The following is an 11825-nucleotide window of genomic DNA, read 5'->3' as shown; positions in this document are numbered from 1 at the left end:
TCGCCATTCAGAAACACAGGCGGGCAGTCGGTGCCCGCCTTTTTCTTGGTCCCGGCGACCGCTAATCTCTGCTCATGCTGTCCTACGCGCTGCGCCGCATCCTCATCGTTCTGATCACGCTTCTCGCGGCGAGCGTCATCGTCTTCGCGGTTCTGGAGATCGTGCCCGGAGACCCGGCCCGGCTGATGCTCGGCATGAATGCAACCGAGGACGCGATCGCCGCGCTGCGCCAGCAAATGGGCCTCGACCAGCCGCTCATACCTCGCTACTTCGCCTGGATCGGCGGTCTGCTGACCGGTGATTTCGGCCGGTCCTACACCTACTCCGTGCCCGTCATCGATCTCGTCCGCGACCGCCTCGTCGTATCGCTGCCGCTCGCCGTGATGGCGCTGTTCCTGTCGACGGCCATCGCGCTGCCCGTCGGCATCTTCTCCGCCGCGCGCCGCGGGACCGCAGCCGACACCGGCGTCATGGCAGCAACTCAGCTCGGCATCGCCATTCCCAATTTCTGGTTCGCGCTGTTGCTGGTCTATGTCTTCGCGGTCGCGCTGCGCTGGGTTCCGGCCGGCGGCTTTCCCGGCTGGGACGCCGGCCTTTGGACCGCGCTTTCCGCCCTGCTCCTGCCGGCCATCGCTCTCGCCCTGCCCCAGGCCGCCATCCTCGCGCGCGTCACCCGCTCCGCCCTCCTCGACGTGATGAGCGAGGACTATATCCGCACCGCCCGCGCCAAGGGCCTGCCGGCCAACGCGGTGTTGTGGCGGCATGCGCTGCGCAATGCGCTGATCCCGGTCCTGACGATCCTCGGCCTGCAATTCTCCTTCCTGCTGGCCGGCACGATCATCATCGAAAACGTGTTCTACCTGCCCGGCCTCGGCCGCCTCGTGTTCCAGGCGATCACCCAGCGCGACCTGATCGTCGTGGAAAGCGTCGTCGTCCTGCTGGTAGCCACCGTCGTCATCGTCAATTTCCTTGTCGATCTCGCCTATGCCTGGGCGGATCCGCGCCTGAGGCGGCGCTGACATGGCGAATGGCGGTATCGAAGGCGAACTGGTCGCCACCGAGCACGAGGACTGGCGGCGGTTCATCCGCAAGGCGCTCGCCAATCGCTCCTTCCTGGCCGGCGCGGTCATCACCCTGTTCGTCATTGCCGTCGCGCTGGTCTCCGTCGTCTGGACGCCCTACGACGTGACGAAACTGGTAATCGCAGACCGGTTGCAGGGCCTCTCCTCAACACACCTTCTGGGCACCGACCATTTCGGCCGAGACATCCTGTCGATGATCATGGTCGGCTCGCGCAATTCCATCGCCGTCGCGCTGATCGCGGTGGGTATCGGCATTGCCATCGGCGTCCCGCTCGGAACTTACGCCGCGGCGAAACGCGGTGTGGTGGACGAGGTGCTGATGCGAGCCTCCGACATCGTCTTCGCCTTTCCCGCGCTGTTATCGGCGGTGATGATCACCGCGATCTTCGGACCCGGCGCGATCAATGCGATCATCGCCATCGGCATCTTCAACATTCCCGTCTTCGCCCGCGTCGCGCGCGGCGGAGCATTGGCGCTGTGGCCGCGCGAATTCATCCTCGCCGCCCGTGCGTCGGGCAAGCGCGCCGGGCTGATCACGGTGCAGCACATCGTGCCGAACATCGCCAATCTCCTGCTTGTACAGGGCACGATCCAGTTCTCGCTTGGCATCCTGGCCGAAGCCGGCCTTTCCTATGTCGGCCTCGGCACGCAGCCGCCCGCGCCCAGTTGGGGACGCATGCTGTTCGAGGCGCAGACCATGATGACCATCGCACCCCACATGGCGATCGTGCCGGGCTTTGCGATCATCATCACCGTGCTCGGGCTGAACTTGCTTGGCGACGGACTGCGGGACGTGCTCGATCCCAGATTGCGGCGCCAGCGATGAGCGCACCCGTCCTCGACATAGCCAATCTGTCGCTGGCCATCGGCGACACACCGATCCTCAGGGACATCGACCTGACGGTGAAGGCCGGCGAGGTGGTCGGACTGGTCGGAGAATCGGGGTCGGGCAAGTCGATGACCGCTCAGGCGGTGATGCGCCTCCTGCCGCACGCGGCGCGACCCGCCGGACGCATCAGCTTCAACGGCGAGGATTTGCTGACCGCCTCCGAGGAACGCATGTGCGAATTGCGCGGCGACGATATCGGTATGGTCTTCCAGGAACCGATGACCGCGCTCAATCCGGTCAAGACCATTGGAGAGCAGGTCGCTGAAGGCATCCGGTTCCATCGCCGCGTAAGCCGCGCGGAGGCCGAGGCTCGCGCCCGCGACATGCTCGAGCGTGTCGGCCTGCCACAAAACCGGTTTCCGCTTTCGCGCTATCCACACGAACTGTCCGGCGGCCAGCGCCAGCGCGTTGTCATCGCCATTGCCTGCGCGCTGCATCCGAAGCTGCTGATCGCCGACGAACCCACGACGGCGCTCGACGTCGTCCTGCAGAAACAGATCCTCGACCTGCTGCGTAGCCTCGTCGAGGAAAACGGCATGGGGTTAGTCCTGATCAGCCACGACCTCGGCGTCGTCGCCGACATGGCCGACCGCATCACGATCCTGCGCCACGGCGCGGTGCAGGAGGCCGGGGAAACCGCCACGGTGCTGCGCGAGCAGAAGCACCCCTACACGAAGCGCCTTGCCGAAGCCTCCGTTCACGTACCGGCTTGGGCGAACGCACAGACACCGCCCGATGGCGACAACCGCCTGCTCGAACTGGACAATGTGGCGCGCCATTTTCCGGGCCATCGCACCGGGTTCTTCTCGCGCGGCGAACCGGTGCGCGCGGTCGACGGGGTCTCCTTTTCGATCCGCTCCGGCCATTCGGTGGCGCTGGTCGGGCAGTCGGGCTGCGGCAAGTCAACGCTTGCGCGCATGATTCTCGCGCTCGACCGCCCGACATCGGGCGCAATTCGTTTCGACGGAATGGAGACCTCGTCTTTGGACGAGCACGCCCTGCGACCGGCGCGCCGTGAGATGCAGGTCGTTTTTCAGGACCCTTACGGCTCCTTCGACCCGCGCCAGAAGGTCCTTTCGTCAGTCGCAGAACCGCTGCACCTGATGGATGAGCGGATGGGACGGTCAGAGAAGCGGGACCGGGTGACGGAAGCGCTGGTCGAGGTCGGCATGCAGGCCTCCGACATGGACAAGTACCCGCACGAATTCTCCGGTGGCCAGCGCCAGCGCCTCGCCATCGCGCGCGCCATCATCACCCGGCCGAAACTGGTCGTCGCCGACGAGCCGGTCTCCGCGCTCGACGTGTCGATCCGCGCCCAGATCCTCGATCTTTTCGCCAAGCTGAACGACGATCTCGGCCTCGCCTTCCTGTTCATCACCCATGACCTGACGGTCGCGCGCGCCATCACGCATGACGTGCTGGTGATGGATCACGGAAAGATCGTGGAGACGGGAAGGACGGTTGATGTGCTCGACCGTCCAGCCTCGGAAGTCACGCAACGCCTGATCGCCGCCGCGCCCGACCTGAAGCGGGCCATTGAGCGGCGCTCTGCGAAAATCACATGAGAATGGCGAGTATCGCCACCAGAGCCGCCAGAATCGTCATGCTTCGCCAGAAGACCGCGATTGCCACGCCAATATCCTTTTCGGACACGAAGTGCCGGCCCGCGACGTTGAGATAGGGATCGTCGGTGATTTCGCCGCCATAGCTGCGCGGCCCGCCAAGCGCCACGCCCGTCGCCGCAGCCATGGCGCTTTCCGGCCAGCCGGCATTAGGCGAACGGTGCAGCCGCGCGTCGCGGAAGGTCACCGCGAAGGTCCGGCGCGCCCGTTTCAGCCCGCGCAGGCTTCCGTCGGCAATGGCGATGAGGATGCCGGAGAGCCGCGCCGGGATCCAGTTGACGACATCGTCCAGCTTCGCGGCAGCGCGCCCGAAGGCGAGATAGCGTTCATTGCGGTGCCCGATCATCGAATCCGCCGTATTGATGAGCTTGTAGGCGAACAGGCCGGGCAACCCGAACAGCGCGTACCAGAAGGCCGGCGCGATCACGCCGTCAGAGGCGTTTTCCGCCAAACTCTCGATGCTCGCCCGCGCAACGCCAGAGTCGTCGAGCGTTTCCGGATCGCGTCCGACGATCTGCGACACGGCGTTCCGGCCGCCTTCAAGGCCCTCTTCGCGCAATGCCGTCTGCACGGCACGCACATGCACGACGAGCGATTTCTGCGCCAGCAGGACCATCACCACAAGCGTCTCGATGACGAGACCGGCAACCCCGGTCCAGCCAAGCAGCAGGTCGAGCCAGCGCCCGACGACGACGGCGAATGCCACCAGAAGGAGTGTGATCAGGAAACCGGCGCGCGCACGGGCCGAACCCGAACTCTCCTCATTGTTGAAATTGCGCTCGAAAAGATCGATCAGCTTGCCGAACCACACGACCGGATGGGGCACACGAGACCACAGCCAGTCGGGATCGCCGATCAGGCGGTCCAGAATGAGTGCAATGAGCAATATGGCAAGGCTGCTGGCTTCCAACATTACCCGGGGTTCTGCATCGCCGCAGCCGTTTCGGCAAGAGCGGAATCGAGCCGGGCGAATTCATGGTCCATCCCCGGCAATCCGAAGCGCATCCACTCGGCGTCGTGGTCGAATTCCCGAACAAGGATATGGCGACGTCCCAGGGCATCCGCGACCCGTCCCGCCGCCGCGTGACGCGCGGTGACGAACAGGCCGGTACGCCCGATGAGGGTGAAACCGTGCCGTTCCAGCATCGCGGCAAGGCGCGCGCTGTCGGTTTCAAGCCGCGACCGCGTGTCGGCGATCCAGTCCCGATCGCGGAATGCGCGCGCACCAATGGCGAGCGCCGGGCCCGGCACGGCCCAGGGCCCGATCATTGTCTGTAGCGCAGCGATTACGTCAGGGTCTCCAATCGCGAAACCAAGCCGAACGCCGGCAAGCCCGAAGAACTTGCCGAAGGAGCGCAGCACCATGAGACCCCGCCCGCCGGTCCGCGAAACAATGGAATGCTCCGGCGCGAAGTCGGCGAACGCCTCATCGACAATGGCGACGCGACGGCCGGAGGCGAAGGGCAGGATCGCATCCGCCGGCCACGTCCGCCCGTCCGGGTTGTTCGGCTGGCCGACGACGAGCAGGTCCGTCGCATCGGGCTCGTCCGGCAAGCCGCCGGGCGTCGCGACCGAGACGCCGGTCATGCGAAACACGCCCGCATACTCGCCATAGGTCGGCGAGACGATCGATACCCGGTCGAGATAGTTGAACAGGAGGGGAAGCCACTGGATGATCGCCTGCGTACCCGGCGCGGCGAGGATTCCGGCCTCTTGCGGAATGCCGTAATACTCCCGCGCCGCCTGCAGGCAGTCTTCCATCTGGCTCTCGTCGGGAAGGCGCTGCCAGATTGCGGCATCCAACTCGGGTATTGGATAGGCAACGGGGTTGATCCCGGTCGACAGGTCGAGCCAGGCGCCCCGCTCGCCGCCATATGTCGCGATGGCGCGGTCCAGCGCGCCGCCATGCCGGATCGTCTCCATCAGTCCGCCCTGTCGATTACGTGCATATAGGACCCGCAGACGGAGCCGCGCTGAAGCCCTGCCTCGCCAAGGTCTTCGCCGCGCGCGTCGCGGACCGCGAAAAGCCGCTCGCCCTCGCCTTCCGATACGAGCGACGAATAATGAAACTCGTGCGCGGTGAGCGGCAGGGCCCATGGCGAGCCGCCAAGCGGCTGCAGCCGGCGGTAGCCGAGATGGCGCTTGCGCTGCGCATAGCTGGTTACGACCGGCAACAGTCCCGCCATGGCATGTCTTTCGCCGTCGGCGTCGATCAGACCCTCGCCGAGCACCATGTAACCACCGCATTCCCCATAGACCGGCTTGCCGTGATTGGCCGCCATGCGCAGCCCGTCGAGACATGTCGCCGCCGCCGCGATCCGGCCGGCATGCAGTTCCGGATAGCCCCCCGGCAGGAACACCGCGTCGGCGTCCGGCTCAGGCCCCTCATCGGCGAGCGGCGAGAAGAAAGAAAGCTGCGCTCCCTGCCGCTGCCAGCCGGTCAGAAGATGCGGATAGGCAAAGGCGAACGCCTCGTCGCGCGCGACCGCGATCCTCTGGCCGAGCGGCGGCAGTTCGGCCGCGTCGCGCGGCTCGTTCGGCTCCGTGGCGAGCGCCATGAGCGCGTCCATGTCGCAATTGTCTCCGACCATCGAGGCGGCCCGGGCGATGAAATCTCCCAGCGCCTCGTGCTCTCCGGCCTGTACCAGCCCGAGATGGCGCGACGGCAGGCTCAGCGCGCTGTCTCCCGGGACAGCGCCGAAGACACGGATGTCCGCCTCCTCCAGTGCCGCGCGGAGCATCGTCTCATGGCGCGGACTGCCGACACGGTTGAGGATGACACCCGCAAACGGCACGTCGGGGCGATGATCGCGATAGCCTTTCACCAGAGCCGCAACGGAGTGCGCCATGCGCGACGCGTCGATGACGAGGATAACGGGCAGTCGCAGCGCCGCAGCGAGGTCCGCCGCGCTTCCCGTCCCGTCCGCCGCTCCGTCGAAGAGCCCCATCATGGCTTCCACCACGGCGATGTCGCCGGCGCCGAGAAAGCGCCAGGACAAAGACCGAAGCAGCGCCGGCCGCATCGCCCAGGGATCGAGATTGACGCAGTCCTCGCCGGTCGCCGCGGCATGGAAGGCCGGATCGATATAGTCCGGCCCGGCCTTGGCCGAGACGGCACGCAGGTCTCGGTCACGCAGCGCGCGCAACAGCCCGAGCGTTACCGTCGTCTTGCCCGAGCCGGAATGCGGCGCGGCGACGAGAAATCCTCTCATGCCGACCGGTCCCTGGACCGATTCCCGAGCGGATCGCTCTGGAGCACACGGCCATCGTTCAGCGCGCCGAGCCAGTCGAGCGCCGCGCGCATGCGCACGACCTCGCCGACGACAACAATGGCCGGCGGCGAAAGACCCGCGCCCGCCACGTCCGCTTCTGCGCGCGCAAGCGTCGTTTCAAGTACCTGCTGCTGCGCCGTCGTCGCATTGCAGACAAAGGCCATCGGCTCCTCCGGCGAGCGCCCCTCGGCGATCAGGCGCGCGGAGATCGTGCCGATATGTTTCATCGCCATATACATGACGATGACCGGAGAACCCCGCGCCACGCCTGCCCAGTCGATCGCGTCAGGCATGACGCCGGTCGCGTCGTGCCCGGTCAGGAAGGTGACATTGTGGTTGGTCTCGCGATGCGTGACCGGGATACCGGCATAGGCAAGCCCGCCGATTCCCGCCGTCACGCCGGGCACGATGCGAAAGGGCACACCATGCTCGACCAGCGTCAGCGCCTCCTCGCCGCCACGACCGAACACGAAGGGATCGCCGCCCTTCAAGCGCAGGACACGCTTGCCCGCCCTGGCAAGTTCGACAAGGCGCAGCGAAATGTCCCGCTGTTTCGGCGACGGCTTGCCGCCGCGTTTTCCCGCATATTCGAGCACCGCGCCCGGCCCGGCCAGCGCGAGGCACTCGGCATTGACCAGCGCGTCATGCACGATCACGTCGGCCTGTTTCAGCGCGTTCACCGCATGAAGCGTCAAAAGGCCGGGATCGCCCGGCCCCGCGCCCACGAGCCAGACATGGCCAGCCTCGAACCGGGGCAATCCGTCCATGACCTCCATGCTCACGCTCTCGTTCCTTCCCGCTTTCGCGCCGTCATTCCGTCACCTATAAGACCGCCATGGTCACGGGCAAAGCCGAAATCGGTGCGACACCCCGCAAGCCGGGCGGACCGCTCCGGCGCGGCTGGACGACGGGCGCCTGCGCCACCGCCGCCACCAAGGCCGCGCTCACCGCGCTTCTGACCGGGCAGTTTCCCGACCCTGTCTCCATAACCCTGCCAAAGGGCGAGACACCCGCCTTCCCGCTGGCGCACGAGACGCTCGGCGAGAATTTCGCAGAGGTCGGCATCGTCAAGGATGCCGGAGACGATCCGGATGTCACGCATGGCGCGACCATAATCGCCCGCATCTCGCACGCTGCGCCTGGAACCGGCATCTCTTTTCGCGCTGGCGACGGCGTCGGCATGGTGACAAAGGCCGGCCTCCCCATCCAGCCAGGCGAACCGGCGATCAATCCGGTTCCGCGACAATTGATGACGGCCGAGGTGGAGGCGCTTTGCGCGGAACACGGGATCGCCCCGGATATCGAGATTTCCATCTCGGTGCCGGGCGGCGACGCCCTCGCCGCCAAGACGTGGAACCCGCGCCTCGGCATTCTCGGCGGCATCTCGATCCTAGGCACGACCGGCATCGTGCACCCCTTTTCGTGCTCGGCCTGGATCCACTCCATTCATCGCGGCATCGATGTCGCCCGCGCGGAAGGCCTCGACCACGTGCTCGGCGCGACCGGTTCGACATCCGAAGCGGCAGCGCAGGCGATCTACGGCCTGCCGGAGACCGCATTGCTCGATATGGGTGACTTCGCGGGCGGGCTACTGAAATATCTGCGCGCCCACCCCGTGCCGAAGCTCACGATTGCCGGCGGTTTCGCCAAGCTGACAAAAATGGCGCAAGGCGCGCTGGACCTGCATTCGGGCCGCAGCCAGGTCGACATGGACTTCCTTCTGGCCGAGGCGCTGAACGCCAGACTGGATCCGGCGCAAGGCGCACGGATTCAATCTGCCAACACGGCACAGGAAGCCCTTGAACTGGCAACGGAAAACGACATCGACCTCGCCGCCCCTATCGCGGAACGGGCACGCGCGATCGCGATTGAAACGCTTCGCGGCGCGCCTGTCGCGGTGGAGGTCATCGTCACCGACCGCAAGGGCAACATCCTCGCGAGGACGGATTTCGCATGACGGAGACGATCCTGATCCTTGGCGGAACGAAGGAGGCCGCAACACTGGCGGCGGAACTGGTTCGCGATCATCCGGACTGGCGCGTGGTGACCTCGCTTGCAGGGCGCACGCGCGAGCCAAAACCGGTCGCGGGCGAGGTACGCATCGGCGGCTTCGGCGGCGCGGAGGGGCTGGCGGATTATATGCGCGCGCAACAGGTGACGCGGCTGATCGACGCTACGCACCCCTTCGCGACAGCCATTTCGCAAAACGCGAAGCGCGCGGCGCAACAGGCCGGTGTGCGGCTCGAAACGCGCATGCGCCCGCCATGGCGGCGGGAGCCCGACGACAATTGGATCGAGGTCGCATCGCTGGAGGAAGCGCGCGACGCGATCCCTGCCGGGGCATGTGCCCTGCTGGCGCTCGGGCGCCAGCATATCGCTCCTTTTACCGATCGCGCGGATGTGCATTTCATCGTCCGCATGGTCGATCCGCCGGAAACGCCGCTCGCCGTGCCCGATCATGACCTGGTCATCGGCCTGCCCGGCGCGGCCGCTGGAGAGGAAGCAGCCCTTCTCACAAAACATCGCGTGACCCACATCGTCTGCCGCAATTCCGGCGGCAGCGGCGCTTACGCGAAAATCGAGGCCGCACGCGCCCTCGGCCTGCCGGTGATCATGGTCAACCGTCAGGAAACGTGATCGGTGGCTGGCGGCTCAACCCCGCGCACCCGCTTGCCGATTTTCCGGCGATCCGCTAGCGCTGATGCATCGGCAATCGGACGACACGGGATGAAGCGTAAATTCGCATTCATGGTCATGGCGCTTTTTCTCGGAGGATGCGCTTCCGGGCCGGAATTGCTCCCGCTGGTGACAGGCGCGACAGCCCCACTGGTGACCGAGGATATCTTTGTCGCCACCGCACGCGCGCCGAGCGACGATCCGCTCGTGGTGTATTCCGGAGGCCGCTCCGACGTCCTCGGTTTCGCCGAGATCACGGTCTCCGTTCCGCCCGAGCGCGAGGCGGGAACGCTGCCGATGCCCACGCGCAAGCCGGATTTCTCCCGCCAGTTCGCCGCCGTCGCGGTCGACCGGGATCTGACGGCGCCCGGATTCGTTTCGCGGCTCGATGAGCGTCTGCTCGAATTCTCGCCCGGTGAAAGGACTGCATTCGTCTTCGTTCACGGGTTCAACACCGACTTCGCCGAAGGCGTCTACCGGCAGGCGCAGTTTCTGCACGACTACAAGATCGACGCCGCGGCCGTGAATTTCTCCTGGCCGTCCGCCGGCAAGACGCCGCTCTATCTCTACGACCGCGACAGCGCCCAGTTCGCGCGCGGCAGCCTCGTCAAGACGCTGCGTCTCCTCGCCGGCAGCAAGGCCGACCGGATCATTATCCTGGGGCATTCGATGGGGGCGCTCCTGACGATGGAGGCCCTGCACGAGATCTCGATCTCCGGCGACAAGGCACTGCTCCGCCGCATCGACGCCGTTCTGCTTGCCGCGCCGGATATCGACGTCGATGTCTTCTGGCAGCAGGTATCGCAAATCGACCCGATGCCCTCTTCCTTCGCGGTGATGGTCTCCAGCAAGGACCGCGCTCTCAACCTTTCAAACCGCGTTCGCGGCGGCCATCCGCGCGTCGGCGAAGGTGTCGATATCGACGCGCTCCGCAAAAACGGAATCGCGGTAATCGACCTTTCGGAACAGGGTGCCGGCCGACGTTCGCTGAACCACAGCACATTCGCATCCTCTCCCGTTCTGATCGATCTGGCGCAGAGCGGACTTCTCGGACGCGATTCGCTGAACAGCGAAACCTCCATCGACACCGCGCTCGGCAATCTCAGCGATCTTCTGGCGGGCGTCGTGTATCTTCCAGCGAAGGCTGCGGGCGTCCGCTGATGCCGCCGACCGAGGATTGCAGTTCCGCGGTCAGCCAATCGCGAAACCGCGTCACATGAGGGTTTCCGCGCGCCGTCTCGCCGGTGACGAACCAGTAGGATTCGCCGGTCGGATAGCGGTCGGGAAACGGCGCGACCGCCTGGCCCGAGGCGAGCGCATAGCTCGCCAGCGGCTCCCAGGCGAGAAAGACGCCCTGCCCGGCGATCGCCGCATCGAGGCCAAGCGCACCATCGGAATAAACCGGCCCTTCGCCGAGGATCGACGCGTCCAGCCCGTTCGGCTTCAGCCAGACATCCCATTCGAACATCGCGTATCGATCGCGAATGATCGGCACAGTTGCCAGGTCCGAGGGCTTCTTCAGGCTTTGCGCGAGTCGCGGATTGCAAACCGGAAAGACCTCCTGGTCCAGCATCCACTCGGCCTTCACGCCCGGATATTTCCCCCTGCCGACGCGAATGCAGGCATCGACATCGGCTGTGTTCGGATCGACCAGACCGACATCGGCGTCAATACGCACACGGATACCAGGATCGATCTTGCGGAATCCGTCGAGCTTCCAGACAAGCCATTTCGAAGCGAAGATCGGGGCGATCGAGATCGTCAGGACGCCATGCGCGCGGCGCTCGGCCAGCGCCACGCCGCGCGACAGTTCGCGCATGCCGGCGGTCAGTCTTTCGCAGACCTCCACACCGAGCGGCGTCAGGCGCAACCCCTTCGCCTCGCGTGAAAACAGCGACCGGCCGAGCGCCTCCTCGGCGCGCTGGACCTGCTGGCTGACAGCGCCCGGCGTCACGCCAAGCTCATCCGCGGCCGCCGCGAGATTGCCCAACCTGCCGACAGCTTCCACTGCGCGGAGGCTCGTGACATGCACCCTGTTCAAGTTTCTCATTTCAGTTTTTCTAAATCATAATGGAGAAGATGTCGATTTCTTTGCATTATATTCAGGCGCATAACGCCAAGCATGATGAAGCTTATCTACATACTCACCCACTGGCGACCCGCACCGCGAGCGGCCAACACCACCACCTGCGGATGCGATCCGCTTTCGCATCCGGCGATCCGAGGCATGAGCCCGGATGAGCTCGCGGACCTACCTTTCGGCACCGCGCGAAACAGAAAAGCC

11 protein-coding genes are annotated in these 11825 nt (G+C 65.7%); 6 read left to right on the top strand and 5 right to left on the bottom strand.

Annotation, left to right across the window (positions count from 1 at the left end; translation table 11 throughout):
- The first annotated feature begins 74 nt into the window (after positions 1–74).
- From ACQK2M_RS11015 to ACQK2M_RS11005, 3 genes are read left to right on the top strand one after another with little or no spacing between them, the layout of a single operon-like run.
- A complete protein-coding gene (locus ACQK2M_RS11015; RefSeq protein ID WP_425417847.1) occupies positions 75–1019 on the top strand; it encodes an ABC transporter permease in 945 nt (314 codons plus the stop codon).
- A 1-nt stretch (position 1020) separates the two neighbouring features.
- Positions 1021–1908 (top strand): ABC transporter permease, encoded by an 888-nt coding sequence (locus tag ACQK2M_RS11010; RefSeq protein WP_425417846.1) that lies wholly within the window; start codon positions 1021–1023, stop codon positions 1906–1908.
- The gene (locus ACQK2M_RS11005; protein WP_425417844.1) at positions 1905–3536 is read left to right on the top strand and encodes an ABC transporter ATP-binding protein; all 1632 of its coding nucleotides are present in this window, start codon (positions 1905–1907) and stop codon (positions 3534–3536) included. The genes ACQK2M_RS11010 and ACQK2M_RS11005 overlap by 4 nt, the downstream gene beginning before the upstream one ends.
- Here the strand turns inward: ACQK2M_RS11005 and cbiB are convergent.
- From cbiB to cobA, 4 genes are read right to left on the bottom strand one after another with little or no spacing between them, the layout of a single operon-like run.
- A complete protein-coding gene (cbiB, locus tag ACQK2M_RS11000; RefSeq protein ID WP_425417843.1) occupies positions 3529–4506 on the bottom strand; it encodes an adenosylcobinamide-phosphate synthase CbiB in 978 nt (325 codons plus the stop codon). The two genes, ACQK2M_RS11005 and cbiB, sit on opposite strands and share 8 nt — an antisense overlap.
- Positions 4506–5516, bottom strand: a complete 1011-nt coding sequence (gene cobD / locus ACQK2M_RS10995) for a threonine-phosphate decarboxylase CobD (RefSeq protein WP_425417842.1) — start codon at positions 5514–5516, stop codon at positions 4506–4508. Before cobD ends, cbiB begins: the two co-directional genes overlap by 1 nt.
- Complete coding sequence (locus ACQK2M_RS10990) at positions 5516–6805, bottom strand: cobyrinate a,c-diamide synthase (protein ID WP_425417841.1); 1290 nt, start codon at positions 6803–6805, stop codon at positions 5516–5518. The genes cobD and ACQK2M_RS10990 overlap by 1 nt, the downstream gene beginning before the upstream one ends.
- Complete coding sequence (gene cobA, locus ACQK2M_RS10985) at positions 6802–7641, bottom strand: uroporphyrinogen-III C-methyltransferase (RefSeq protein ID WP_425420021.1); 840 nt, start codon at positions 7639–7641, stop codon at positions 6802–6804. The genes ACQK2M_RS10990 and cobA overlap by 4 nt, the downstream gene beginning before the upstream one ends.
- Before the next feature lie 59 nt (positions 7642–7700).
- Here cobA and ACQK2M_RS10980 point away from each other — a divergent pair, with 59 nt between their 5' ends.
- The 3 genes from ACQK2M_RS10980 (at position 7701) to ACQK2M_RS10970 (ending at position 10702) form a co-directional block, all read left to right on the top strand.
- Positions 7701–8822 (top strand): cobalt-precorrin-5B (C(1))-methyltransferase, encoded by a 1122-nt coding sequence (locus ACQK2M_RS10980; RefSeq protein ID WP_425417840.1) that lies wholly within the window; start codon positions 7701–7703, stop codon positions 8820–8822.
- The gene (locus tag ACQK2M_RS10975; protein WP_425417839.1) at positions 8819–9502 is read left to right on the top strand and encodes a cobalt-precorrin-6A reductase; all 684 of its coding nucleotides are present in this window, start codon (positions 8819–8821) and stop codon (positions 9500–9502) included. The genes ACQK2M_RS10980 and ACQK2M_RS10975 overlap by 4 nt, the downstream gene beginning before the upstream one ends.
- 90 nt (positions 9503–9592) lie before the next feature.
- Entirely contained in the window at positions 9593–10702 is a 1110-nt protein-coding gene (locus ACQK2M_RS10970; RefSeq protein WP_425417838.1) for an alpha/beta hydrolase, read from the top strand.
- Here ACQK2M_RS10970 and ACQK2M_RS10965 read toward each other — a convergent pair.
- The gene (locus ACQK2M_RS10965; RefSeq protein ID WP_425417837.1) at positions 10644–11591 is read right to left on the bottom strand and encodes a LysR substrate-binding domain-containing protein; all 948 of its coding nucleotides are present in this window, start codon (positions 11589–11591) and stop codon (positions 10644–10646) included. The two genes, ACQK2M_RS10970 and ACQK2M_RS10965, sit on opposite strands and share 59 nt — an antisense overlap.
- Positions 11592–11825: the final 234 nt, after the last annotated feature.

Source organism: Oricola indica, assembly GCF_965227485.1.
Lineage (GTDB): Bacteria > Pseudomonadota > Alphaproteobacteria > Rhizobiales > Rhizobiaceae > Oricola > Oricola indica.
Note: the sequence above shows the minus strand (reverse complement) of the source record. Positions and strands in the feature narration are given on the sequence as shown.